Origin of the sequence: Saccharopolyspora sp. NPDC000359, from assembly GCF_040300525.1 — a bacterium.
Lineage (GTDB): Bacteria > Actinomycetota > Actinomycetes > Mycobacteriales > Pseudonocardiaceae > Saccharopolyspora.
Genome location: NZ_JBEPDU010000040.1, coordinates 1 through 25,070, shown reverse-complemented (window position 1 = coordinate 25,070; position 25,070 = coordinate 1). Strand labels below are relative to the sequence as shown.

Genomic DNA, 25,070 nt, shown 5'->3' with positions numbered 1-25,070 from the left:
GCGCGGCGCGGCACCGGACAGCCAAACGCGCCCCACCCCGTCTTCACCCCGTCGTGGGCAACGCGTCACGGGTCCAGCGTGCGGAAGACCAGGCCGGGGTGCGGCTTAGGCCCGAACCAGGTGGACTTCGGGGGCAGCCGGACACCGGCCTTGGCGGCCGTCCGGAGGTCGGCCCGGGTCGGCGGCGTGGTCAGCACCGCCAGACCCCCGCGCGTGCGGACCTGGTGGACCGCCCCGCGCGCGCTGGCCGTGCAGCAGACCTGCTCCGGGTGGACCCGCCACAGCTCGTTGATCAGCACGGTGTCCAGGACCGCCGAGTGCACGGTGCGCAGGGCCGGTGGGCAGCGCTGGAGGCTGGCCGCCAGCACCTGTGTGTCCGGCGTGCTGGCCAGGAAGGCACCGGTCGGTGTCACCAGGACGAACGCGGGCCCGGTCCGCGCCTGCTGCTTGAGGACCACCGACCACTCCGGGAGCTCGCCGCGCAGCGCCTGGACCTGGAACGTGCCCGATGCCGCCGCCAGCGCGGCCTGCGGGTCCGCGTGGGGGAGCACCCGGTGGACGGGTGCCATCCGCATCGGGGTGCGCGTGACGTCGACCAGCAGGCCGAGGACGTGGTCCCACGGCCCGGGGCCGCTGCCGGTCGCGTAGTACTCCCGCCGGAGCTGCCGCGCCGCGGCGCGCCGGTGGTGGCCGTCCGCGATGAACGCCGCCCGCGAGGCCAGCTCCGCGGCGATGTCGGCCTGCGCGTCGGGGTCGGGAATGCGCCACACGCGGTGCAGCCCACCGTCGTCGGCGAGCACTTCGGACACCGGCGGCTGGGCCGCCGCGCGCTGGAGGTGCTCGCTGGTCCGGCCGTCGCCGGAGAAGCCCAGCAGGACCGGGTCCAGGTTCGTGCCCGCTTCGTGCATCAGGTCGGTGATGCTGTTGATCTGCGCGGGCACGGCGTCCTCGTGCACGAGCAGCCTACTGTCCAGGTGCACTGCGGCGAGGACACCGCGCAGCGTGCCGCGGGGTCCGATCTGCTCGTAGGCGTAGAACGCGGGTTCCTGGTCGCGGACGAGCGTGCCGCTGTGCTGCCAGGCGCGCAACGTGCGGGCGGCTTCCGCCGCCGGGGCCTGGCCGTGGCGGTCCCACGGCGTGGCGTAGCGGGTGGCCAGCCGTCCGAGCTGGTGGGGCGCGATGTGCCAGCCGAGGAACGGGACGGCGGTGACCCCGTTCCGCGCTGGCTCGCCGGCGGGAGGTGGCATGGTGACGTCGACTCCGGGGGTGTGTTGGACGAAATGCTCCTCCACCGCCGCGCCGTCGTTGCGAGCACCCCTCCCCACCCGCGCCGGGCTGGCCGTGGTGGGAGTGGACCGGGGGCGTCCGAGCTGTCCGTTACCGGTGTCCGCGTGCCGGTCGATTTCGCGAATGGGCGCTCATGGTCCGATCGCCGCCACCGTGCTGGCGGCCAACCGGACCTCGCACGCGCTCGACAACGGGGGGAGGGACCTCGGATGAGCGGGACCAAGGAGGTGCACCGGCCGCTGCTGGACATCCGCGACCTCGCGGTGCACTACCGCGGCACCGGTGGTGTGGTGGCGGCCGTGCGCGGGGTGAACGTGGCGGTCGGCGCTGGCGAGACCGTGGCGCTCGTCGGCGGATCGGGGTCCGGCAAGACCACCACGGCGCACGCGGTGGTCGGCCTGCGGTTGCTGGTGGACCGGGGCTACGAGATCCCGGTCTTCGAGCTGACCTCGATCAACGCGGTGTCCACCGAGGTGGCCGGGATCGAGTTCGGGGCCGACTCCAGGCTGCAGCAGCTCAACGCCGCCTGGGTGGCTGCCCCGCTCAGCGGTTCGGTTGGCCCACCCGCTCGGCCAGCAGCAGCGCACCGTCCAATGAGGACGTGCCGCCGAGCGCCGCCGGGAGCACCGGCGGGGCTGGATGCCCGGGGTGGCCCAACGATTCGGCGACTGTTCGGCGAGCAGCTCCGCCCAGTTCAGGCCGATCCAGTGCGGCCGGTTGGTCCTGCTGGTCACCTCCCCGGACGCGTCCACGGTGGCGGCCAGCGCGCTGCCGCCACCGGCGGGGGCACCGGCGGCCCGGCGCGCGTCGTCGACCGCCGCGCGCAGGATCGCCAGGTCCGCGCCCAACCGCCCGTCGGCGGACCACCGGACGACGTTGTCGTACCGGTCCGGTCCGCCGACGGTGCGTAGCGCCACCTTCGTGCCGCCGATGTCGATCCCGAGCAGGGGCACCGGTTCAGTCAAGGCTGCTGGGCGCGGTCGCACGCGCGGGCCGCAGCGCGCGCACGTGCTGGACCGCGACGACCACGGCGAACACCAGCAGCACCACCGGGAGCGCGCCGCTGGGCACCAGGTCGCCGTTCATCACGTGGAACCCGACCGCGCCGACCATCAGCAACGACGAACCGATGGCCGCGGCCGCGCCCAGCAGGCGGACGCGGAGCCCGATGAGCAGGCCAGCCGCCCCGGCCAGCTCGAGCAGCCCGAGCAGCACCACCACCGGGGACGGCAGGCCGAGCTGGGCGACGAACAGCGGGGTGTTGACGAGCTTCATCACTCCAACACCGAAGAACACCAACGAGGTGACCGCCGAGAACACGGCGAACAGGATGCGCATCGCAAAACTCCTGGAACTTCTCTGGTTTTCCGGAAAGGGGGATCAGACCGCGGGGATGTTCGGCTGGGCCGCGCCCTCGTCGGCCGCGGGCTGCGCGGGTGCCTGCGGCTTGAGCACCAGCACCGCCACGAGGAAGGCGACCGCGGTGAAGGCCGCGGCCAGGAAGAAGCCGACGTGGTAACCGCCGAGCAGGGCCTGCTGCTCAGGCACGCCGGAACCGGCGAGGGCGCTGGTGCGGGCGCCGACGAACGCGCTCAGCACGGTCAGCCCGATCGCACCACCGATCTGCTGGTTGGTGTTGAACAGGCCGGAGGCGATCCCGGCGTCGGCCGGGGCCACCGCGGACATGCCCAGCCCCATCACCGCCGGGATGGCCAGGCCCACGCCGATGCCCATCAGCAGCGTCGCGGGCAGGAAGTCGACGAGGAAGGTCCCGTCCGCCCGGGCCAGGCCCAGCAGCACGAACGCGGCGAAGATCAGCACCAGGCCGCTGAGCAGCATCGACCGCTGGCCGAACCGCGTGATCAGGCGCGCGGACAGGCCCACCGAGATCGCCGCGATGACCACCGCGATCGGGATGACCGCCAGCCCGGCCTCCAGCGAGGTGTAGGCCAGCACCTTCTGCACGTAGAGGGTGCCGTAGAACAGCAGGCCGAACATCCCGGCGATCAGCAGGAACTGCACCACGTTGGCGCCCGCCAGGTTGGGGGTCCTGAAGATCCGCAGCGGCAGCAGCGGGGAGTTCGCGGTGGCCTCCCGGACGACGAAACCGGCCAGCAGCGCGATCGACAGCACGGCCAGCACCAGCGTCTGCAGCGAGGCCCACCCGGCCTGCTCGGCGCCGACGATGGTGTACACGGTGAGCATCAGGCCAGCGGTGACCAGCAGCGCGCCCAGGTAGTCGGCGCCGGTCTGCAGCCCCAGGCCCTCGTCCTTGCGCACCAGCCGGAGGGCGCCGAAGACCACCAGCGCACCGATCGGGGCGTTGATGAAGAAGATCCAGTTCCAGCTGACCAAGTCGGTGAGCAGGCCACCGAGCAGCGGCCCGATCGCGCCGCCACCAGCGGAGGCGAAGCTGTAGGCGCCGATGGCCTGGGCCTGCTGCTTCGGTTCGCTGAACATGGTGGCCACCATGCCCAGGATGCACGCGGAGGCCACCGCGCCACCGATGCCCTGGACGAACCGGAAGGCGATCAGCATCCCCTCGGTGGTGGCGAACCCGCACAGCAGGGAGGCCGCGCTGAACAGCGTGATGCCGGTGACGAAGACGGCGCGGCGACCGACCAGGTCACCGAGCCGACCGGCGAGCAGCAGCAGGCCGCCGAACGGGATCACGTAGGCGTTGACCACCCACACCAGGTTGGCCGAGGAGAAGCCCAGGCTCTGCTGGACGGTGGGCAGCGCGACGTTCACGATGTTCTGGTCGATGACGATCATCGTCTGACCGACGCACAGCACGATCAGCGAGAGCCAGAGCGTTCTGTTGTTCTGCTGGGCAGGCAGGCCCATGTGGATTCGATCTCCTCTGCACCGATGACGTGTTTCGCCCGTCATGTTCGGCCCGTCCCCGGGCGAGCGGAAGAAGGCACTTTCTTGTTCCACAGGAACACCGGTGTGACAGCTGACCGGCCGGTGACCGGAAAGCCCCCGGTGGCGCGCCCGGTGCCGATCGCTGCTGCTCGTCGTTGAGCTGAGGATCACATCGCGATGTCCCGGCGCGCCACGGTGATTGAACATGCGCGGCCCCCTAGCGGTGTCCCTGAGGTTCCCCAGAATCGTTCCGGTTGGTGAATGGGAATTCCGCTGGTCCGTTTTTCCTCGGGTAGCGCCGGCAGCGCGGGAGCGCGAATTCTCCCCGCTTCCCAGGAATGCCGTGCACCTGCCGGAGGACGACAACTCCGCACGGGGACCAAACCGGAGGGAAACCGGGCACGACCGCCTTGGACGCCACCGACGCGTGGATCCGCCGCTTCCACCCGAAGCCGGGCAGCGAGGAGCTGCTGGTAGCTTCCCGCACGCCGGTGGGTCGGCCAGCTACTACTTCCCGCTGTCGGCCGGGCTGCCCGGCCACGTCGACATGCTGGCGGTGCAGTACCCGGGGCGGCAGGAGCGGCGCGCCGAACCGCTGGTCGAATCCGTCGCGGAGCTGTCCGGGCTGGTGCCGCTACTGCAACGCCGGGGGAGCTTCAAGACCGCCTGCGGTGCCCTGCTGCGGCAGCGGATGCGGGGTTGACGCTGGAACCGCCGGGGGTTCAGGCGTTCTCCGCGGCCTTGGCGTCGTAGGCGCTGCGCGCGGCGTAGATCGTCGACCGGTGCCGCACCGCCCAGTCGGTCAGCGACAGCAGCGACTCGCGCAGCTCCCGGGCGATGTCGGTGAGCTCGTACTCGACCTTCGGCGGGACGGTGGGGTGCACCGTGCGGGTCAGCAGCCCGTCCCGCTCCAGGTTGCGCAGGGTCAGCGTCAGCATCCGGCGGCTGATCCCGGCGATCGACCGCTCCAGCTCGGTGAACCGCACCGGGCCGTGCGCGGCGGCGATGATCACCAGGATGCTCCACTTCCCGGCGACGCGGTCGAGCACCTCCCGCACCGGGCAAGCGAGGTCGACGATGTCGCTGGCCTGCGGAACCTGCGTCCTGGACATGTGCGAAGCCCTTCTGCTCATCGCTCAGCGGTGGCGGACCAGTGCCCTCTGTTACAAAGCATAACCAAGGGAGGCGGCGGCGATGCCGAGCTGGACGGCATCGGGGAGTCCCCCGCCGATCGCGGCTGGGACCTCGCGGACCTGTACGACGCGGACCCGGAGCGGCTGTGCTGGTGGTTGAGCGGCTCTCGGACGCCCAGCGGCTGGGGCACCGGGTGCTGGCGGTGGTGCGGGGTTCGGCGGTGAACCAGGACGGCGCATCGAACGGCCTGACCGCGCCGAATGGCCTGTCGCAGCAGCGCGTCATCCGGAAGGCGCTGTCGGTGTCCGGGCTCCGTACGTCCGATGTGGACGTTGGAGAGGTGGGTGTGCGATCCCATGCACGGCAACACCCATGTGTCCAGCTCCGGGTACAAGACGCGGGACTGCACCGACGTGGCGCGCGAGGTGGCGGCGTTCTTCGAGGTCCACCGCGCGCTCGGCACCCACCCCGGCGGGGTGCCCTGGTGGACCAGCTGCGCGGCTCGGTGGAGTCGCTGCGGCACCGCCACGACGACTGCCTGCCGGTGCGCAGGCTGCGCAACGCGGTGGAGCGCCTGGAGCTCGACCTGGCCGTGGAGTGCCCGTCGGGGTGCGGGCAGCGGCGGGCCGGGGAGGTCGTGGTGGTGCCGGACACGCCCTACGACCCCGACCTGTGGCGCGATGCCGACGACGAGGGGATCGGCGGCTTCCGCCACCCCGCTGGGGGCTGAAGTGCGGTGTGGGCGAAGTCCGACGAGGTCAGCGAACCCCGAACCGCGATCCCCGTTGACATTGGACATCGGGTTCCGGTGGAGGATGGCGGATCGGCGGCGTGATGGGTTCGGGTACGTCGGGTTCGGCGTCTGCGGGTGATCCCTCGTTCGAGGGAATCTTGCGGGGGTGGGCCGGGTCGTTGCTGGCCCCTCCTCCTCGCGCGGGGTAGGGGTAGGGCCGCGATCGGTGGTCACCGGTCTGCGGATGTACCGAAGGGAACACGACATGGCCCTGACCAAGGACCAGTTGGTCACTGAGATCGCCGAGGCCGTGGACGTCTCCAAGACGTCGGCCCGGGCAGCTCTGGACGCTCTCACCGAGATCGTCGCCGACCAGCTCACGAGCGGTGGCGAGGTGACGCTGCCCGGTTTCGGGAAGTTCAAGGTCGCGGACCGCCCCGCGCGCACCGGGCGAAACCCCGCCACCGGGGAGTCCATCGAGATCGCGGCGAAGCGGGTCGTCAAGTTCGTCCCGGCCAAGGCGCTCGAGGACTCGCTGAACAAGACTTCCTGAACGGCCGGGACTCGCACGACGGGCCTCGTGGTGACCGCAAACCCCCGAGCGGTGCGGTCACCACGAGGCCCGCGTCATGGGTGCAGCTCCGCCGCCCGCCCCGCAGCGCGGTGGGCGAGAGCGCGAGCGGAGCAGGATCAGTCCTCGACGGTGATGGCGGCGGCCGGGCACATCTCGGCCGCGTGCCGGACGTCGTCGGCCAGCTTTGCCGGCGGGGTGGCGTTGAGCAGCACGACGAGGCCGTCCTCGTCCCGCTGGTCGAACACCGACTCGGCGGTGAGCACGCACTGGCCGGAGCCGACGCACTTCTCCTGGTCCACGGTCACCTTCATGTGTCCTCCTGAGTGGTGGGATGGCCCCCGCATGCTACGCGAGCCCTCCCGGGCGAATCCTCGTCCCCGCCAACCGTTTCGCCTCCCGGACGTCGGCGTCGGGGCGAGCGCCAACCGCCCGGCTCCTGCGCCGCGCTCACCACGAGACCGGGCGACCTCTCGCCGAACATGCCGGGCAAGCGGTCCGGAAGGCGTCCACCCCTGCTGCGCGAACGGGAGCCGACCGGCGGCGTGAGGTGGTGCGCCGCGGGGTCAGGAGGGGGTGGGTTCGTCCAGGGCTCGGCGGATGTGGAAGGCGAGGACCTTCGAGTACGTGCGGCACATCTGGAAGTTGCCCGCGGTGAACCAGAGGCCTGGTTGGGCGGTGGGGCGCCACATGTTGCGGACTTCGCCCTCGTCGTCGTAGCCCCAGATCGGCCCCACCCGGTCGGCGACCTCGTCGCCCATCAGCCGGCGGAGGCCCTCCTGCGGGGTGTGGTAGCCCGTGGCCAGGACGACCAGGTCGGCGCCGATCAGGGAGCCGTCGCGCAAGCGCAGGCCGTCGGGCACGAAGCGGTCGGTGTCGCTGTGCTGGACCACGGAGATCTCACCCGCGGCGATCAGCTCCGAGCAGCCGACGTTGAGGTGGTACCCGCCGCCCCGGCGCATGTACTTCATCTGGTGGCCGGTCTCGTCCTCGCCGTAGTCGGTGCGGAACCCCACCGCGTTCAGCGCGGTGACGAGGTCCGTGTCGAGCTCCTTGATCCGCGCGGTCAGGGCCACCGAATCGACCAGCAGGTCCGGGTAGGGCGTGGAGAGGCCGATGAGGTCGCTGTCCTCGAGGGTGGGTGCGGTGAGGTAGGCGGCGTCGCCGAGCGCCGCGCTGGGGTCGATGCTGATCACCGTGGTCGGTCGGCGCTGGACCATGGTGACCTCGGCGTGGTGGGCGTGCAGGTCCTGCGCGATGTCGTGCGCGCTGTTGCCGGTGCCGATGATGACCGCGCGCCCGCCGACGTGCGACGCGCCTTCCTGGTAGGCGCTGGCGTGCGTGACCTCGCCGGCGAAGTCGGCCAGGCCGGGCAGGTCCGGGATGTTCGGGGCCCCGTTGAGCCCGGTCGCCAGGACGACGTGCCGGGGCCGGAGGACGCGCGGTTCGCCGTCGCGACGGATACGGGCTTCCCAGCGCCGGGTACGGTCGTCGAAGGCGCCGCCCTCGAAGGTCGCGCCACCCCAGTAGTTGATCTCCATGGCGTCCACGTAGGACTCGAACCAGTTCGCGAGCTTGTCCTTGGGGACGAACACCGGCCAGGTCGACGGGAACGGCAGGCACGGCATGTCGTTGAGCCACACGGCGTTGTGCAGCGTCAGCGCGTGGTAGCGCTTGCGCCAGTTGTCACCGGTGCTCGCCCTGCTGGCCGCGCCGAGCATCCGGGAGCTGGCCGCGCGAATCGAATCGGACCGCAGCGGTGCCCGGGCCGCCTACGACCTGATCGTGCCGTTGCAGACCAGCGGCAGCGGAACCCCGCTGTTCTGCATCCACCCGGGCGGGGGCGAGGTCCTCGTCTTCGTCAACCTGGCCAAGTACTTCGTGCACGAGCGACCGTTCTACGCGGTGCGCGCCCGCGGGTTCGACCCCGGCGAGCAGCCGTTCCAGAGCTGGGCGGAGCTGGCCAGCTGCTACGCGGACGCGATCCGCCAGCGGCAGCCGCACGGCCCGTACGCGCTCGCCGGTTACTCCTTCGGCGCGGCAGCGGCGTTCGAGGTTGCCAAGGTGCTGGAGGCCGCCGGTGAGTGAGTGGACTTCCTGGGCAGCATCGACCTGGCGCCGCACATCGGCGGCATGGACCGCTTCGACTTCGTGGAGACCGCGGTCAACCTGGCGATGTTCCTCGGGCTGATCTCGCTGTCCCAGATGGACGGTCTGGCCGACCGGATCCGCCCGCTGGACAGGGCGCGGCAGGTCGAGCACCTGCTGTCGGTCTCCACCCCGGACCGGGTCGCCGAGCTCGACCTCGACCTGCCCCGGTTCACGCACGCGCTGGAACTGGTGCACAGCCTCACCGAGCTGGCGCGCGTCTACCAGCCCTCCGGTGACGTCGCGTCGGTGACCGCGCTGTACGCGACCCCGCTGCACGGCAGCAAGGAGGACTGGCTGGAGAAGCACATCAAGCAGTGGGACCAGTTCTCCCGCGGCCCCAACACCTACGTCGAGGTGCCGGGGGCGCACCACACGCTGCTGGACCCCGAGCACATCGGCACCTTCCAGCGCATCCTGCGCGCCGAGTTGGACCGGGCGCTGGGCGGTCGCTGAGCGCTGCTCCGCGGAAGGCCAACGCGCAGAAGGGAATTCGAGGTGGGAACCGAATCGACCCCGCACCGGGGTTGGGACATCGTGTCCGGAGTGGGCAGGACCGCGCTCGCCGTGGCGGCCGCCCGCGCCGCCGAGACCGGACGTTCACCACGCTGGACGACCCGGTGCACGGCGAGCAGCGCCGCCGCTTCACCAAGGACTTCACCGTCCGGCGGGTGCGCGCGCTGCGGCCCGGGATCGAGAAGCTGATCACCCAGCTGCTCGACGAGGTGGAGCGCGCCGGTCCACCAGCCGACCTGGTCAGCGCGTTCGCGCTGCCGGACCAGCGCGGGCTGCTGTCCCGGTTCGGGCGGGTCGAGACGCACCGGCGTGGTCACTTCGGCGGCCTGCCAGTGGACTTCGGTGTGCTGCCGGGGGCGCTGGAGGCCACCAAGACCATCCCGCAGGCCCGCACCGAGCAGGTGCTGGAGGAGTGGTGCGAGCAGCTGGGCGCCCTCGTGCGGCGCGGCCACGAGCTGCTGTCGTTCACCGACGACGGCGATGCCGTGCGGGCCGAGGTGCGCACCCCGGGCGGGGGCGCCCAGTTCTCGGCCCGCTACCTGGTCGGCTGCGACGGCGGCCGCAGCCGGGTCCGAGAGGTGGGCGGGTTCGCGTTCCCGGGCACCCCGGCGACCACCGAGATGTTCCTCGCCGACGTCGAGGGGCTCGACCTGCCGCCGCGCCCGCTCGGCGAGATCCTCCCGCAGGGCATGGTGATGGTCAGCCCGCTGCCCGGTGGGCGCACCCGGCTCATCTTGGGCGAGCGGCTCGCACCGCCGCGCCGACGCACCGGGCCACCGGCGTTCGCGGAGGTCGTGGCGGGTTGGCGGCGGGTGACCGGGCAGGACATCGCGCACGCCGAACCGGTGTGGGTGAGCTCGTTCGGTGATGCCGCCCGCCTGGTGTCGGAGTACCGGCGCGGCCGCGTCCTGCTCGCCGGGGACGCGTGCCACGTGCACCTGCCCGCGGGCGGGCAGGGCATGAACACCAGCATCCAGGACGCGGTGAACCTCGGCTGGAAGCTCGCCGCGGTCGTCCAGGGCCGGGCGCCGGAGGCGCTGCTGGACACCTACCACGACGAGCGGTACCCGGTCGGGCAGCGGTTGATCACGAGCACCCGCGCCCAGGGCCTGCTGGGCGAGCAGGCCCAGCCGCTGCGCGACGTGCTGTCCGAGCTGATCGGCTACGAGGAGGTCAGCCGCCACCTCGCCGCGATGGTCAGTGGCCTGGAGATCCGCTACGACACCGGCGGTGGCGACCACCCGCTGCTGGGGTACCGGATGCCCAACGTGGAGCTGCTGGTGCCCGGGCCAGCAGCTCCCCACCGCAGGTCGACCGCGGAGCTGCTGCGCAGCGGTCGCGGCGTGCTTCTCGACCTGGCCGACGACCCGGCACTGCGCTCCAGCGCGGCGGCCTGGGGTGACCGGGTCGACGTCGTCACCGCTGCGCCGCGCGACGGGGACGTGCTCGCCGGGACCGCGGCGCTGCTGATCCGCCCCGACGGCCACGTCGCCTGGGCGGACCCCGGAAGTCGCGACGACCTGCCCACCACCCTGCGGAAGTGGTTCGGCCCCTGCGCCCGGCAACCGGCGCGGGGGCGCTCCTGACTGGGGTCGCCGCCGCCTTGAAAGCCGAAAGGCCCGCCGGTGGCGGGCCTTTCGCGGGGGAGGAGCCGTCAGGCGGTGTAGCCCTTGGGCTCGATCAGGGAGGCGAGGTGGTCGAGGTCGAGCCAGTAGTCCTCGATGCCGCTGAAGTGGGCCGGGTCGGAGATGTGCACCGTCTTGTTGGCCTCGTCGTAGCCGGCGATCGCCACGTAGTGGTAGATCGTCTGGTTCGACGGGTAGCCGGGCGGCTGGTTGCCGGGCTTGGCCACGATGTTGGCCACCATCGCCTTGCCGTCGTTGACATTGCGGACGATGTCGGACCACAGCTGGTCCTTCAGCTCCGGGGTGAGCTGCTTGTCGCTCCAGTCGCGGGCCTCGTAGTGCGCGGCACCGCCCAGCTGCTTGTTCATGCCGTCGACGACCTGCTGGATGGTGTCCGTGCCGTTCTCGGTGGTGCCGAGCGCGGCGGCCAGCGCGGCCTGGTCGGGCAGGTCGTCGGTCTTGCTGGACAGCGCGATGCGGGTCGCGGTCGGACCGCACCAGTAGCTGGTCCGCTGCGCCTGGTAGTCGAGGTCCAGGGACTTCGAGACCGGCTTCGGCGGTTCCTGCGGGGCGGGCTGCTGCTCGGGGGCCGGGGCCGGAGCAGCGGCGGGGGCCTGCGGGGCGGGCGCCGGGGCGGCGGGGGCAGCCGGGGCGGCCGCGAGGGCCGGGACCTGGTGGTCGACGGTCTGGACCTGGGCGGACGTCGGCTCCGGGTCCGCGCCGCCGGTGACCATGGGCTGGCCGACCATGACGAGCGCGCCACCGGCGACGACCACCGGGAGGACCTTGGCGGAAACCCGGCGGACGCGGGAGCCGCCGGCGCCCAGGCCGAGCTTGTCAACGAGGGTGCGGGTCGGGGCCTTCGGGGTGTGGCCGCCCGCGTTGTCCTGCTTCTGCACGTGAGCCTCTCCACGTCGGGGACATCCGATCGCCACCGCCGGGGGTGCGGTGGTGGCCCGGGGGGAGCCGTCGTGACCGGATCGTGATTTCAGAGCCACCAGCAACGTAACTGGGAGTTATCGGCTCTTCAACGTTTAACCTGATCGGGTTGGTCATCTGACTATGTTGACTCCGCTGTGTAGTCGCCGGTGGTGATCGGTGGCGACCGCCGCGACGATCTCCGGTTGGCGCGGGGTGCGCCGCCGCTGACCACGGCATCAGTGCTGGTGAGGGGACCAGGAGCGGGTGTGCCGCGGTGATCGGCGGGACGCGCGGGTCGAGATCGGCTCCGCGCGCGGTCGGTCTCGCGGAGATCGCCCAGAACGCCGTCGTGAGCCTGAGCACAAGGAGTAGGGGCGATCTCCCGGGCGGGTGGGCGCCGCCACTCCGCGGGAGAGGTGGCTGTCGCTCCCGGAGGGCCTCGGAGGCAGGTGCGGCCGATAGACTGGGCCTGAGTATTGATCTCTGAGGCGGGCGGTGACCGGTGGCCATTGATGCGTCGGACGTCGCCGCGCTCTTCCACGAGAGCCGCCGCGAGTCCGCGCCCGCCTACCGTCGCCTCAAGGACGTGCTCATCGAGCAGATCGGCACCGGACGGTGGCCGGAGGGCGAGCTGCTGCCCTCGGAGAGCCAGCTGGTCCACGCCCTGGGGCTGTCGCGGATGACCATCAACCGGGCCCTGCGCGAGCTGAGCGCGGAAGGCCTGGTCGTCCGGCTGGCCGGGGTGGGCACCTTCGTCGCCGAGCGCAAGAGCAGTTCCGCGCTGTACGAGGTGCGCAACATCGCCGACGAGGTCCAGCGGCGGGGGCACCGGCACCGCACCGACGTCGTGCTGCTCCGGGAGGAGCCCGCCGGTTCCCGGGTGCACCGCCTGTTCGGCATCGACGAGGGGCAGCCGGTGTTCCACTCCGTGGTGGTGCACTTCGAGGACGGCATCGCGATCCAGCTCGAGGACCGCCACGTCAACCCCGAGCTCGCGCCGGACTACCTTGAGCAGGACTTCGCGGTGCAGACGCCGAACAGCTACCTGTCGCGGATCGCGCCGCTGGGCAAGGGCGAGCACGTCGTGGAGGCGGTCCTGGGTACCGCCGAGGACTGCGCGCTGCTGGGCATCGACCCGTCCGAGCCGTGCCTGCTGATCCACCGGCGCACCTGGTCGGAGGGCCGCCTCGTGAGCACCGCGCGGCTGTTGCATCCTGGATCGCGGTTCCGCCTCGAAGGCACCTTCGACGCGACCTGATCGATCGAAACCCGTCTGCTGTCCGGATTGTTCGTGTTCGTCACCGGGTGGGCGCTGTGCGCCAGCTGATTTCGAACCGGGCTCTTGACGAGCTGTATATACAGCACTATACATATCGCACCGCCTGCGGTTGTGCGCGCGAGCACAGTGCGGCGGCCTCGAACCGGGCGGTTCACCAGCCCGGTCGCGACACGGGGAACGACGTGGTTCCCGCAGGGAGGATCTAGGTGGGAAAAGGCGCGGCGGCGCTGAGTCGAGGACTCTCAGCACGGCACATCCGCTTCATCGCACTCGGCTCGGCCATCGGGACCGGCCTGTTCTACGGATCGTCGGAGGCGATCAGCCAGGCGGGCCCCTCGGTGCTGTTCGCCTACCTGATCGGCGGCGCCGTGGTCTTCCTGGTGCTCCGGGCACTCGGGGAGATGGCGGTCGCCGACCCGGTGCCCGGTTCCTTCGGTGAGTACGCCAGCCGGCACCTCGGCCGCCTGCCGGGCTTCCTCACCGGCTGGACCTACACCTTCGAGATGATCATCGTCTGCATCGCCGACGTCACCGCGCTGGCCGTCTACATGGGATTCTGGTTCCCCGACGTGCCGCGGTGGACCTGGGTGCTGGCCACGCTGTTCGTCATCGCCGCGGTCAACCTGCTCAGCGTCAGGGTGTTCGGTGAGCTGGAGTTCTGGTTCTCGGTGATCAAGGTCGTCGCGATCGTCGCGATGATCGTCGGCGGCATCGCCGTGCTGGTCTTCGGCTTCACCGCCGGGGGTGGCCACGCCGAACCCGCGGTGAGCAACATCTGGTCCAACGGCGGGATGTTCCCGCACGGCTTCGAGGGCTTCCTGCTGTCCTTCGCGGTGGTGATGTTCGCCTTCGGCGGCACCGAGATCATCGGCGTCACCGCCGGGGAGGCGGAGAACCCGGAGCAGACCATCCCGCGCGCCGTCAACACCGTGCCGGTGCGGGTCCTGCTGTTCTACGTGCTGACCCTCGGCGTGATCATGTCCATCACCCCGTGGCAGGACATCAGCGGCGAGGGCAGCCCCTTCGTGGAGATCTTCCAGGGCCTGGGCCTGACCTCCGCGGCGGCGGTGCTCAACGTCGTGGTCATCACCGCCGCGCTGTCGGCGATCAACAGCGACATCTTCGGCGCCGGGCGGATGCTGTTCGGCATGGCCGAGCGTGGCCAGGCCCCGGCGGTCATGGGGCGGGTCTCGCGCAACGGCGTGCCGTGGATGACCGTGGTCATCATGACCGTCGCGCTGCTGGTCGGCGTGGTGCTCAACTACGTCGTGCCGGAGGACGTCTTCACCATCATCGCCTCCATCGCCACCTTCGCCACGGTCTGGGTGTGGCTGATGATCATGCTCTCGCACCACCGGGCCCGGAAGGCGATGAGCCCCGAGGAGGTCGCGGCGCTGAAGTTCCCGGTGCCGCTGTGGCCCTACGCGCAGATCGCCGCGACCGCCTTCCTGGTCTTCATCTTCGTCCTGCTGGCCTTCTCCGCGGAGACCCGGGTGGCGCTCGTCGTCGGCGCCGCGTGGCTGGTGCTGCTCTCGCTCGGCTACTGGCTGGGCATCGGCCGCCGCGGCGGCAGCCGGGACCCCGACGAGCGCGCCGTCTCCGAGGCGGGGACCAGCTGACCCCACCCCCCAGTGCCCCAGCGGCGGCCGTCGACCCGGCCGCCGCTGATTCCCAGTTCCCGCGCCGACCCCCGACCGGGCCCCGCCCGGCAGGCGCGAAACCACTCACGAAGGAAGAAGTTCGAACATGAGCCGTACCGAAGCCGCCGTGGACACCACCGTCGTCGTGGGCGTCGGCGCCGTCAGCCCGGCCGACGTCGTCCGCGTCGCGCGCGGCGGCGCGCGCGTGGAGCTGTCCGAGGAGTCCAGGACGGAGATCGCGGCCACCCGCGGCCGGATCGAGAGCCTGGCCGAGGAGCCCAAGCCGGTCTACGGCATCTCCACCGGCTTCGGTGCGCTGGCCACCCGGCACATCCCGCTGGAGCTGCGCAAGCAGCTGCAGAAGAGCCTGGTCCGCTCGCACGCCGCGGGCACCGGTCCGGAGGTGGAGCGCGAGGTCGTCCGCGCGCTGATGCTGCTGCGCCTGTCGACGCTGGCCACTGGCCGCACGGGCGTGCGCCTGGAGGTCGCCGAGACCTACGCCGCGGTGCTGTCGGCCGGGATCACCCCGGTCGTCCACGAGTACGGCAGCCTGGGCTGCTCCGGTGACCTCGCGCCGCTCGCACACATCGCGCTGGCGATGATGGGCGAGGGCACCGTCCGCGACGCCGACGGCACCGAGATGCCCGCCGCGCAGGCCCTGGCCGCCGCCGGGATCACCCCGGTCGAGCTCGCCGAGAAGGAGGGGCTCGCGCTGATCAACGGCACCGACGGCATGCTCGGCCAGCTGGTGCTGGCCTGCCACGACCTGCGCGCGCTGGTGAAGCTGGCCGACGTCACCGCCGCCATGAGTGTGGAGGCCCAGCTGGGCACCGACCGCGTCTTCGCCGCCGACCTGCAGGCCCTGCGCCCGCACCCGGGCCAGGCCGCCGCCGCGGCCAACATGTCGCGGCTGCTCGCCGGTTCGGGCATCGTGGCCAGCCACGCCGGACCGGACTGCACCCGCGTCCAGGACGCCTACTCGCTGCGCTGCTCGCCGCAGGTCGCCGGGGGCGTCCGCGACACCATCGCGCACGCCGAGTCGGTGGCCTCGGTCGAGCTGGCCAGCGCCGTGGACAACCCGGTGGTCACCCCCGACGGCCGGGTGGAGTCCAACGGCAACTTCCACGGCGCCCCGGTGGCCTACGTGCTGGACTTCCTGGCCATCGTCACCGCGGACCTGGCCAGCATCAGCGAGCGCCGCACCGACCGGTTCCTGGACCCGGCCCGCAACCACGGCCTGACCCCGTTCCTCGCCGACGACCCGGGAGTGGACAGCGGGCACATGATCGCCCAGTACACCCAGGCGGCCATCGTCTCCGAGCTCAAGCGCCTGGCCGTCCCGGCCAGCGCCGACTCGATCCCGTCCTCGGCGATGCAGGAGGACCACGTCTCGATGGGCTGGTCCGCGGCCCGCAAGCTGCGTCGCGCGGTCGACGGCCTCACCCGCGTCCTGGCGATCGAGGCGCTCACCGCGGCGCGCGCCCTGGACATGCGGGAGCCGCTGACGCCGTCGCCCGCCACCGGCGCCGTGCGCGACCGGATCCGCCGCGAGGTCGCCGGGCCGGGCTCCGACCGGCACCTGGCGCCGGAGATCGAGGCGGCCGTCGAGCTGTGCCGGAGCGGTCAGCTGGTCGCCGCCGCCGAGGACGTCGTCGGCGCGCTGGACTGACCGTCCACGGAGGCCCGGGGTGGCGGAGCACGGCCACCCCGGGCCTTCGTGCTCCCGGCCTGGCGAGGCGTCCTGATCGATCCACTGTGGAGCTGTCTGGACCGCTCTCCCGCCGGTGTCTGTGATCCTGGACAGCTGATCCGGAGCGGGCATTGTCCCGGGCGGGCTCGTGGCGACTAATGGAACGAACTGAACGGGGCATCGCGAGGAGGACGCATGGCAGGGTCGTTGCAGGTCGAGCGCAGATCGATCGAACCGGTCCCGGAGGGTGAGCGGCACGGGAGCCCGCGCAGCCTGTTCACCCTGTGGTTCGCCAGCAACATGCAGATCACCTCGGCCGTCACGGGTGCGCTGACCGTCCTGGTCGGACTGCACCCGGTGTGGGCCCTGGTGGCGGTGGCGCTGGGCAACGCGATCGGTGGCGTGCCGATGGCGCTGCACGCGGCGCAGGGGCCGAAGCTCGGCATCCCGCAGATGATCCAGAGCCGCGCGCAGTTCGGCGTCTACGGCGCGGTGCTGCCGCTGGTGCTCGTGGTGTTGATGTACCTCGGCTACTTCGCCAGCGGCAACGTGCTGGGCGGTCAGGCGCTCTCGGCGATCACGGACCTGCCGGTGGACGTCAGCATCCTGATCTACGCGGCGCTGTCGGCGCTGATCGCGATCGTCGGGTACAAGCTGATCCACCGCTTCGGCTGGCTGGCCTCGCTGGTGTCGGTCGTGGTGTTCGTGTACCTGACGTTCCGGCTGGTCTCCACGCACGACCTCGCGCCGGTGCTGTCCAACGTCGAGCTGGACGTGCCCGCGTTCCTGCTCGCCCTGTCGCTGACGGCGTCGTGGCAGCTGACCTTCGGCCCGTACGTCGCGGACACCTCCCGCTACCTGCCGGCCAGCACCTCGATCCGGGCCACCTTCTGGTGGACCTACGGCGGCACGGTGCTCGGCGCGACCTGGGCGATGTCCTTCGGAGCCCTGGCGTACTCGGTCGCGGGCAACGAGTTCAAGGGCCGCGAGGTCGCCTACGTGGTCGGGCTCGGCGGCGAGGCGCTGGTGCTGCCGCTGCTGCTGGCCATCGCGCTGGGCAAGTTCACCATCAACGTGCTCAACATCTACGGCGGCTACATGACGGTGGCCACCACTATGTCGGCGTTCACCCGCCGGGTCGCGCTGTCCCCGGCGACCCGGATCGGCTACATCGCGCTCGTCGGGGTCCTCGGCGGGGTGCTCGCGGTGCTGGGGCGCGGGGACTTCCTGTCGAACTTCGTGCTGTTCCTGCACTTCCTGCTGTACTTCCTGACGCCGTGGAGCGCGATCAACCTGGTCGACTTCTACTTCCTGCGCAAGGAGAAGTACGACATGGAGGCGATGTACGACCCGAACGGCCGCTACGGGCGCTGGTGCGTGCCGGCCCTGGTGGCCTACGTCCTCGGCATCGCCGTGCAGATCCCGTTCTCCCACGTGGACGGGGTCTACACCGGGTTCGTGGTGCCGCTGCTCGGTGGCGCGGACATCGCCTGGCTGCTCGGCCTCGTGGTGCCGGGGGTCCTCTACTGGGCGTGGATGCGGAACAAGGTCCGGGCAGCCGAGCCGGTCGAGGCCTGATGGTGGGGCGCTCCGCGCCGCCCGCGCGGTGCGGAGCGCGCAACCCGCGCGCACCGACGTCGTCGAGCTGGGGGAACACTGTGGTGGTGCCGGTGAGCGTGCCCGAACTCCTGGCGGAGCGATCGCTGCGGCTGGTCCCGCGGACCAGCCACTGCGCGACCTCGGTCCGCCCCATCAGCTGGGTGTCCACCACCGAGCTGCCCGACCCGGTCCCGTTCCTGCGCGGTGCCGAGCTGGTGCTGACCACCGGCATGCAGGAGCGCTCGGACGAGCAGTGGTGGGACCTGGTCGACCGGCTGGCCCGGTTGCCGGTCGCGGCGCTGTGCTTCGGCACCGGGCTGGTGCACCGCGCCGTCCCGGACGTCGTCGTCCGGGCCGCCGAGGAGTGCGGCCTGGCCCTGGTGGAATCACCCTGCGAGGTGCCGTTCATCCAGATCAGCCACTGGGTGGCGGACCAAATCTTCGCGGCGCAGTACGACGCGGTGCGCGCCAACGTCGCGGTGCAGGACGAGCTGGTGCGCGCGCTGCTCGACGGCAACGGCCTGACCGGCCTGCTCAGCAGGCTCCACGTGCACCTCGGGCGGGCACCGGTCGCGGTGCTGGGCGTGGACGGCGCGGTGCTGGCGAAGTTCCCCCAGCACGCGGCACCGCCGGACCCGGGGGCGCGCCGACCGGTCGAGATCGACCGGGTCCCGGTGGCCCAGGTGTGCGCCGACATCCCGGCGAAGCTCGAAAGCGTGCTGTCGTTCGCCGCGAACATCCTCGGCCTGGAGATCGCCCGGCACCAGGCGGTGCTGACCGGGCGGCGGGAACTGCTCGGCCAGGTCGTCGAGGACGTGCTCGAGCACGTGATCTCCGACCGCGAGGCCCGGGCCCGCCTGCTCCGCGCCCGGGTGCCGATCGACGAGCCGAACCACGTCGTGCTGGCGGTGGTCGACGGGCCCGCCGACCGGCTCCGCCGCCTGCCGTGGGCGGTGGGGCAGCTGGTGGAGCGCCGCGACGACCACCAGCCCACCGCGGTCATCGACGGCACCGCTCTGCTGATCGTGCCCGCCGCGGCCGACGCCGCCGGTGTCGCCGCCGAGCTCCGCGACCGGTTGGCGGTGCTGGACCCGCAGGTCGGCGTGGGGGTCAGCACCGCGCGGACCGGCGTGCGCGGGCTGCGCATCGGGCACGCCGAAGCCCGCCAGGCCAGCGCTCAGGGGCCCGGGGTGCACCCGGCCGGGCCCCTGAGCGTGACCGGTCTGCTGGCCGGCAGCGTCGACCTGCCCCTGCGGGACCTCGCCGAGACCACGCTGGCCCGGCTGCTGCGCTACGACGCCGAGCACGACGGCGAACTGCTCCGGACCCTGCGCGCCTACCTCGACCACGACTGCTCGCCCTCCGCGACCGCGCAGGCGCTCACCGTGCACCGCAACAGCCTCCGCTACCGGCTCGGGCTGATCGAGCAGCTCACCGGCCGCGACCTGGCTCGCCTGACCGACCGGATCGAGCTGTGGTTCGCCGTGCGCGCGCTCAGCCCAGGAGCTGGCGGGCCATGACCACCCGCTGGATCTCGTTGGTGCCCTCGTAGATCTGGGTGATCTTGGCATCGCGCATCAGCCGCTCGACCGGGAAGTCGCGGGTGTAGCCGTAGCCGCCGAACAACTGCACCGCCTCGGTGGTCACGCGCATCGCGGTGTCGGAGGCGAAGCACTTCGCGGCGGCACCGAAGAACGTCAGGTCGGGCTCGCCGCCTGCCCGTGCTGCGGCCGCGTGAACCAGCTGGCGGGCGGCGGTGACCTGCATGCCCATGTCGGCGATCTTGAACTGCACGCCCTGGAAGTCCCCGATGCGGCGGCCGAACTGCTCGCGCTGCTTGACGTAACCCACCGCCGCGTCCAGCGCGGCTTGCGCGATCCCCACCGCCTGCGCACCGATCGACACCCGCGTCCGGTCCAATGTGGCCAACGCGACCCGCATGCCCCTGCCCGGGGCGCCGAGCAACCGGTCGGCCGGGATCCAGCACTCCTCGAAGAACACCTCGCGGGTGACCGAACCGCGCAGGCCCATCTTCCGCTCCGGCGGGCCGTAGCTGATGCCGGGGTCGTCGACGTGCACCACGAAGGCCGAGATCCCGCGCGACCCGGCCTCCGGGTCGGTCACCGCGAACACCACGAGCAGCCGCGCGATGCCCGCCGAGGTGATCCACGTCTTCACCCCGTCCAACCGGTACCCGTCCCCGTCGCGGACGGCCCGGCACCGCATCGCCCCGACATCGCTGCCCGCTTCGCGCTCGCTGATCGCGTAGGCCATCAGGGCCTCCCCGGAGGCGACCGCGGGGAGGTAGCGCTGCTTCTGCTCCTCGGTGCCGAACAGCAGCAGCGGCGTCACCCCGAGCTTGTTCGACGTCAGGATCGTCGACGACGAGGCGCACGCCCGCGCCACCTCCTCCACGGCGATGGCCGAGGCGGTGGCGTCCGCGCCGTCGCCCCCGTACTGCTCGGGGATGCCGACCGCGTGCAGCCCGGCCGCCACCAGCTCGTCGTGGACGTCGTGCGGGAACTCGCCGCGCTCGTCGACCTCCGCGGCTCGCGGGGCGATCCTGTCCTGGGCCATCGCGCGGACGCTCGCCCGGAAGTCCTCGTACTCGGCGGGCAGCAGGTAAGGCGTCATGGAACCTCCTCGAACGGTCTTCCGCGCCATTACCGAACGCGCGCGGCGGGTGGGCCAATGGGCGGCTGCACCGAGAACCGCTGATCCTTCGTGCGCCTGCACGTCGTCCGCCGGTGCGCGTGGTTCGTAGCGTGATCGGCGAACACCGCTCGTGGGTGCAACTTCTCTGGTGGGGGCGTGATGGGACTTCTCGACGGGGTGCGCGTGCTGGACCTGAGCCGGGTGCTGGCCGGGCCCTACTGCACGGCGATGCTGGCCGACCTCGGGGCCGACGTGGTGAAGGTGGAACCGGTGGGCGGGGACGACGCCCGGCACCTCGGGCCCTTCGTCGACGGTGAGAGCGTCTACTTCGCCCAGCTCAACCGGGGCAAGCGCAGCATCGCCCTGGACCTCAAGGACGCCGACGACCACGCGTTCTTCCGCTCCCTGGCGCGGCGCGCGGACGTGGTCGTGGAGAACTTCCGGCCGGGCGTGGCCGCCAAGCTCGGCGTCGACCACGCCACCCTGTCCGCCGAGGCGCCGCGCCTGGTCTACGCCAGCATCTCCGGCTTCGGCCAGGACGGACCGCTGTCCCACCTGCCCGCCTACGACCTGGTGGTGCAGGCGATGTCCGGGCTGATGGCCGCCACCGGCCAGCCCGCCGGGCCGCCGACCAGGACCGGGGAGTCGCTGGGCGACCTGTGCGCCGGGATGTTCGCCGCGTGGGGGGTCTGCGCCGCGCTGTTCGACCGCGAGCGCACCGGGCGTGGTCGGCACCTCGACGTGGCGATGCTCGACTCGCTGGTGTCGCTGCAGGTGACCGCGATGAGCCTGCTCACCGCCACCGGCAGGCTGCCCGGGCGGACCGGCAACCGGCACCCCGTCTCCACGCCCTTCGACACCTTCCAGGCCGCGGACGGGCTGGTCGCGATCGCGGTCGCCAACGACGCGGTGTTCGCCAGGCTCGCCGAGATGCTGGGCAAGCCAGCGCTGGCGACCCACCAGCGCTTCGCCGCCGACACCGCCCGGACCGAGAACCGGGAGCTGCTGCGCGGCATCATCGAGTCGTGGACGCAGCGCCGCACCGTCGCCGAGGTGGTGGCCGCCGCCGAACGGGCCGGGGTGCCCGCTGGCCCCATCCAGGACCTCGCCGAGGTCGTCGGCAGCGACCAGGTGCGGGGCCGGGGGCTCGTCGCCGAGCTGGAGCACCCCGAGCTCGGCGCGCTGCACTACCTCAAGCAACCGGTGCGGTTCGGCGACGAGGACGAGTGGTCCCGCCCGCGCACCCCGCGGCTCGGTGAGCACGCAGCGCAGGTGCGCCGCGACTGGTTGGCGTGAGGCCCCGGCCGCAGCAGGTGCTGTGCGGCGCACCAGCGGCATCCGCGACAATCGTGCTCGTCGTCGCGGCGGGGAGGTGGGGCAGTGGCCGAGTCGAGCGCATCACCGGCGGTCGGGCGGGCGCTGGACATCCTGGTCCGCCTCGCCGAAGGACCGGGCCCGGTGCGCGCGGCAACGCTGGCCCGCGACCTCGGCGTCCCGCGCTCGTCGCTGTACCACATCCTGTCGGTGCTGGTGGACAAGGGATTCGTGGTCTACCTGGCGGGGGAGCAGGCCTACGGCCTGGGCGTGGTGTCCTTCGAGATCGGCTCCGCCTACCTGCGCCACGAGCCCCTGGAGCGGCGAGCCGCCCCCATCCTGCGCGGCCTGGCCCGCACCCTCGGCCAGACCGTGCACCTGGGCATCCTGCACGGCGCGGAGACGGTGTACCTGCTGAAGGAGCAGCCGACCTCGGGTGCGGACGTCTCCCTGATCACCGACGTCGGCGTGCGCCTGCCCGCCCACCTGACGGCCAACGGCCGAGCGATCCTGGCGGGCAGCGGCGAGGCCCAGCTGCGCGCCCTGTTCCCGCGCCGCAGCGCCTTCATCACCCGGACCGGCAAGGGCCCGCGAACACTCGCGGAACTCCGCGAATCCCTGGCCGCGGACCGGGAACGCGGCTGGTCGGAGGAAGTGGAGCTGGTCGCGCCCGGTCTGCGCTCGGTCGGCGCCGCGGTCCACGACCACAATGGACGGCCGGTGGCGGCCCTGAGCACCACGTGGAGCCGCTTCCACGAACGCCACGACCCGGCAGCGGTCGGTGAAGCCATGCGCTCCGGAGCGGCGAAGCTCACCACGGCCATCTCCGGCCGCACCCCGCAGTCCGCCTGAAGTCCCTGTTGCTGCCCCGCGGGCTGCCTCGCCAGTTCCGCCGAACAAGCTGCACCTGACCGCCTCCGCCACATGCGCTCCGACCGAGCGGTCGCGTCTCGGATCCGAGAAACACCCGGCGCAGTGCTGTTGCCGGGGCGGGGTGCGGGGTCTGATGGGGACAACGAGAACCTGTCGGATCTGGAGCAGCGCATGAGCAACGAGCACGTCCGCACCATTCGCGCGCCGCGCGGCGCGGAGCTGAACTGCCGCGGTTGGCAGCAGGAAGGCGCACTGCGGATGCTGATGAACAACCTCGACGCCGAGGTCGCCGAGCGGCCCGAGGACCTGGTGGTCTACGGCGGGACCGGCAAGGCCGCCCGGAGCTGGGCCGCCTTCGACGCGATCACCGAGGCGCTCAAGACCCTCGAGCAGGACGAGACGCTGCTGGTGCAGTCCGGCAAGCCGGTCGGCGTGCTGCGCACCCACGAGTGGGCGCCGCGGGTGCTCATCGCCAACTCCAACCTGGTCGGCGACTGGGCGAACTGGGAGGAGTTCCGCCGCCTCGACTCGCTGGGCCTGACCATGTACGGGCAGATGACCGCCGGTTCGTGGATCTACATCGGCAGCCAGGGCATCCTGCAGGGCACCTACGAGACCTTCGGTGCGGTCGCCCGCAAGCGCTTCGGCGGCAGCCTCGCCGGCACCATCACGCTGACCGCCGGGCTCGGCGGCATGGGCGGCGCGCAGCCGCTGGCGGTGACCATGAACGAGGGCGTGGCGATCTGCGTGGAGGTCGACCCGGCACGCATCGAGCGCCGCATCGCCCACCGCTACCTCGACGTCCGCGCCGACGACGTCGACGAGGCGATCCGGCTCGCCAAGGAGGCCCGCGACCAGCGCAAACCGCTGTCGATCGGGCTGGTGGGCAACGCCGCCGAGGTGTTCCCCCAGCTGCTGGCGACGGACGCGCCGATCGACATCGTCACCGACCAGACCTCCGCGCACGACCCGCTGTCCTACCTGCCCTCGGGCGTGTCCGTCGAGGAGTGGGCGGCGCTGGCCGAGCAGGACCCGGCGGCCTTCACCGAGCGGTCCCGCAAGTCGATGGCCGCCCAGGTCGAGGCGATGGTCGGCTTCCTGGACAAGGGCATCGAGGTCTTCGACTACGGCAACTCCATCCGGGACGAGGCCCGCAAGGCCGGGTACGACCGGGCGTTCGACTTCCCGGGCTTCGTGCCCGCGCACATCCGGCCGCTGTTCGAGGAGGGCCTCGGGCCGTTCCGCTGGGCGGCGCTGTCCGGTGACCCCGCGGACATCGCGGCCACCGACAAGGCGATCATGGAGCTGTTCCCGGAGAACCAGCACCTGCACCGCTGGCTGACGATGGCCGGTGAGCGGGTCGCCTTCGAGGGCCTGCCCGCCCGGATCTGCTGGCTTGGCTACGGCGAGCGCCACCTCGCCGGGCTGAAGTTCAACGAGATGGTGGCCTCCGGCGAGCTGTCCGCGCCGATCGCCATCGGCCGCGACCACCTCGACTCCGGCTCGGTGGCCTCCCCGTACCGGGAGACCGAGTCGATGCTGGACGGCTCCGACGCCATCGCCGACTGGCCGCTGCTCAACGCGCTGGTCAACACGGCCTCGGGCGCGTCGTGGGTGTCGATCCACCACGGCGGCGGGGTCGGCATGGGCCGGTCCATCCACGCCGGTCAGGTCTGCATCGCCGACGGCACCGAGCTGGCCGCGGAGAAGCTGGCGCGGGTGCTCACCAACGACCCGGGCATGGGCGTGCTGCGCCACGTCGACGCCGGTTACGAGCACGCGGCCGAGGTCGCGGAGGAGCGCGGCGTCCGCATCCCGATGCGCGGGCGCTGATCAGCGGAGCCCGGAGGCGCCGCGCGGCGCCTCCGGGCGGGACATCATGGTGGACTTCGAGGAGTGGCAGTGATGGGTGAATCGGTGGACCGCGCCCCGCAGCGGTGGAGCGGTCGGGACGACGGGCCGGGGTTCGAGCACCTCCGGTGGCACCACGTCGTCGGCAGCGACGAGTCGGCGGACCTCGCGTTCCTCGGGTTCCGCAGCGACGAGGGGGTGCGCCGCAACAAGGGGCGGCCGGGCGCGGCGGACGGGCCGCGCGCGCTGCGCCAGGCGCTGGCCTCGATGGCACGATGATCCTGCGGGGCCGACCGGTGTTGGCCGGGGTCATCGAGAACGTCGTGGAGTGCCGCCGCTGGGACCAGTGGCGGCACTTCCGGCGCC

24 protein-coding genes and 2 pseudogenes are annotated in these 25,070 nt (G+C 72.0%); 18 read left to right on the top strand and 8 right to left on the bottom strand.

From position 1 onward, the window contains the following. Positions 1-65 precede the first annotated feature (65 nt). On the bottom strand, positions 66-1,247 hold the full coding sequence (locus tag ABT324_RS23780; RefSeq protein WP_351181597.1) for a DUF1015 family protein: 1,182 nt from the start codon (positions 1,245-1,247) through the stop codon (positions 66-68). Positions 1,248-1,496: 249 nt separating this feature from the next. Between ABT324_RS23780 and ABT324_RS23775 the strand changes: the two genes are divergently transcribed. After that, positions 1,497-2,198, top strand: coding sequence for an ATP-binding cassette domain-containing protein (locus tag ABT324_RS23775; protein WP_351181594.1), 702 nt, complete (start codon positions 1,497-1,499; stop codon positions 2,196-2,198). Between the two features lie 46 nt (positions 2,199-2,244). Here the strand turns inward: ABT324_RS23775 and ABT324_RS23770 are convergent, their stop codons facing one another. Beyond that, positions 2,245-2,625, bottom strand: a complete 381-nt coding sequence (locus ABT324_RS23770; protein ID WP_351181591.1) for a DoxX family protein — start codon at positions 2,623-2,625, stop codon at positions 2,245-2,247. Positions 2,626-2,667: 42 nt separating this feature from the next. Next, positions 2,668-4,134, bottom strand: a complete 1,467-nt coding sequence (locus ABT324_RS23765) for a DHA2 family efflux MFS transporter permease subunit (RefSeq protein ID WP_351181588.1) — start codon at positions 4,132-4,134, stop codon at positions 2,668-2,670. 448 nt (positions 4,135-4,582) lie between these two features. Here ABT324_RS23765 and ABT324_RS23760 point away from each other — a divergent pair, with 448 nt between their 5' ends. Continuing rightward, entirely contained in the window at positions 4,583-4,858 is a 276-nt protein-coding gene (locus ABT324_RS23760; RefSeq protein ID WP_351181585.1) for a thioesterase II family protein, read from the top strand. Between the two features lie 19 nt (positions 4,859-4,877). On the opposite strand, the gene ABT324_RS23755 is transcribed toward ABT324_RS23760, so the two are convergent. Then, positions 4,878-5,267, bottom strand: a complete 390-nt coding sequence (locus ABT324_RS23755) for a winged helix-turn-helix transcriptional regulator (RefSeq protein WP_351181582.1) — start codon at positions 5,265-5,267, stop codon at positions 4,878-4,880. A gap of 41 nt (positions 5,268-5,308) precedes the next feature. Here ABT324_RS23755 and ABT324_RS23750 point away from each other — a divergent pair. From ABT324_RS23750 to ABT324_RS23735, 4 genes and pseudogenes are all read left to right on the top strand, one after another. Beyond that, positions 5,309-5,563: pseudogene (locus ABT324_RS23750) on the top strand (hypothetical protein); the annotation flags it as partial. Positions 5,564-5,630: 67 nt separating this feature from the next. Further along, positions 5,631-5,768, top strand: a pseudogene (locus ABT324_RS23745) (3-deoxy-7-phosphoheptulonate synthase); the annotation flags it as partial. Positions 5,769-5,773: 5 nt separating this feature from the next. Beyond that, complete coding sequence (locus tag ABT324_RS23740) at positions 5,774-6,019, top strand: Rv0250c family protein (protein WP_351181755.1); 246 nt, start codon at positions 5,774-5,776, stop codon at positions 6,017-6,019. 268 nt (positions 6,020-6,287) lie between these two features. Continuing rightward, on the top strand, positions 6,288-6,575 hold the full coding sequence (locus tag ABT324_RS23735; protein WP_351181579.1) for an HU family DNA-binding protein: 288 nt from the start codon (positions 6,288-6,290) through the stop codon (positions 6,573-6,575). Positions 6,576-6,712: 137 nt separating this feature from the next. On the opposite strand, the gene ABT324_RS23730 is transcribed toward ABT324_RS23735, so the two are convergent. Together ABT324_RS23730 and ABT324_RS23725 are read right to left on the bottom strand one after the other, a co-directional pair. Next, a complete protein-coding gene (locus ABT324_RS23730; protein ID WP_351181576.1) occupies positions 6,713-6,907 on the bottom strand; it encodes a ferredoxin in 195 nt (64 codons plus the stop codon). A 252-nt stretch (positions 6,908-7,159) separates the two neighbouring features. Further along, positions 7,160-8,314, bottom strand: a complete 1,155-nt coding sequence (locus ABT324_RS23725; RefSeq protein WP_351181573.1) for an NAD(P)-binding domain-containing protein — start codon at positions 8,312-8,314, stop codon at positions 7,160-7,162. On the opposite strand from ABT324_RS23725, the gene ABT324_RS23720 reads away from it, so the two are divergent. The 3 genes from ABT324_RS23720 (at position 8,286) to ABT324_RS23710 (ending at position 10,843) form a co-directional block, all read left to right on the top strand. Then, on the top strand, positions 8,286-8,681 hold the full coding sequence (locus tag ABT324_RS23720) for an alpha/beta fold hydrolase (protein WP_351181570.1): 396 nt from the start codon (positions 8,286-8,288) through the stop codon (positions 8,679-8,681). The genes ABT324_RS23725 and ABT324_RS23720 overlap by 29 nt on opposite strands. Beyond that, complete coding sequence (locus tag ABT324_RS23715; RefSeq protein WP_351181567.1) at positions 8,682-9,197, top strand: hypothetical protein; 516 nt, start codon at positions 8,682-8,684, stop codon at positions 9,195-9,197. A 164-nt stretch (positions 9,198-9,361) separates the two neighbouring features. Next, complete coding sequence (locus ABT324_RS23710) at positions 9,362-10,843, top strand: FAD-dependent monooxygenase (protein WP_351181564.1); 1,482 nt, start codon at positions 9,362-9,364, stop codon at positions 10,841-10,843. A 68-nt stretch (positions 10,844-10,911) separates the two neighbouring features. Here ABT324_RS23710 and ABT324_RS23705 read toward each other — a convergent pair whose 3' ends face one another. Continuing rightward, positions 10,912-11,781 (bottom strand): C39 family peptidase, encoded by an 870-nt coding sequence (locus ABT324_RS23705; RefSeq protein WP_351181561.1) that lies wholly within the window; start codon positions 11,779-11,781, stop codon positions 10,912-10,914. Between the two features lie 524 nt (positions 11,782-12,305). On the opposite strand from ABT324_RS23705, the gene hutC reads away from it, so the two are divergent. The 5 genes from hutC (at position 12,306) to ABT324_RS23680 (ending at position 19,531) form a co-directional block, all read left to right on the top strand. Then, a complete protein-coding gene (gene hutC, locus ABT324_RS23700; RefSeq protein WP_351181558.1) occupies positions 12,306-13,061 on the top strand; it encodes a histidine utilization transcriptional repressor HutC in 756 nt (251 codons plus the stop codon). A gap of 227 nt (positions 13,062-13,288) precedes the next feature. Then, entirely contained in the window at positions 13,289-14,701 is a 1,413-nt protein-coding gene (locus tag ABT324_RS23695) for an amino acid permease (RefSeq protein WP_351181555.1), read from the top strand. Positions 14,702-14,828: 127 nt separating this feature from the next. Further along, positions 14,829-16,391: a histidine ammonia-lyase gene (gene hutH / locus ABT324_RS23690; RefSeq protein WP_351181552.1), complete on the top strand. Its 1,563-nt coding sequence runs from the start codon at positions 14,829-14,831 to the stop codon at positions 16,389-16,391. A 216-nt stretch (positions 16,392-16,607) separates the two neighbouring features. After that, positions 16,608-17,990: a purine-cytosine permease family protein gene (locus tag ABT324_RS23685; protein ID WP_351181549.1), complete on the top strand. Its 1,383-nt coding sequence runs from the start codon at positions 16,608-16,610 to the stop codon at positions 17,988-17,990. A gap of 92 nt (positions 17,991-18,082) precedes the next feature. Then, entirely contained in the window at positions 18,083-19,531 is a 1,449-nt protein-coding gene (locus tag ABT324_RS23680) for a PucR family transcriptional regulator (protein ID WP_351181546.1), read from the top strand. On the opposite strand, the gene ABT324_RS23675 is transcribed toward ABT324_RS23680, so the two are convergent. Continuing rightward, positions 19,506-20,645 (bottom strand): acyl-CoA dehydrogenase family protein, encoded by a 1,140-nt coding sequence (locus tag ABT324_RS23675; RefSeq protein ID WP_351181543.1) that lies wholly within the window; start codon positions 20,643-20,645, stop codon positions 19,506-19,508. The genes ABT324_RS23680 and ABT324_RS23675 overlap by 26 nt on opposite strands. Positions 20,646-20,825: 180 nt before the next feature. Here ABT324_RS23675 and ABT324_RS23670 point away from each other — a divergent pair, with 180 nt between their 5' ends. The 4 genes from ABT324_RS23670 (at position 20,826) to ABT324_RS23655 (ending at position 24,983) form a co-directional block, all read left to right on the top strand. Then, entirely contained in the window at positions 20,826-21,962 is a 1,137-nt protein-coding gene (locus ABT324_RS23670; protein ID WP_351181746.1) for a CaiB/BaiF CoA transferase family protein, read from the top strand. 84 nt (positions 21,963-22,046) lie between these two features. Then, positions 22,047-22,832, top strand: coding sequence for an IclR family transcriptional regulator (locus tag ABT324_RS23665; RefSeq protein WP_351181540.1), 786 nt, complete (start codon positions 22,047-22,049; stop codon positions 22,830-22,832). Positions 22,833-23,024: 192 nt separating this feature from the next. Further along, complete coding sequence (gene hutU / locus ABT324_RS23660; protein WP_351181537.1) at positions 23,025-24,686, top strand: urocanate hydratase; 1,662 nt, start codon at positions 23,025-23,027, stop codon at positions 24,684-24,686. Between the two features lie 72 nt (positions 24,687-24,758). Further along, positions 24,759-24,983: an arginase family protein gene (locus ABT324_RS23655; protein WP_351181534.1), complete on the top strand. Its 225-nt coding sequence runs from the start codon at positions 24,759-24,761 to the stop codon at positions 24,981-24,983. The last annotated feature ends 87 nt before the right edge of the window (positions 24,984-25,070 follow it).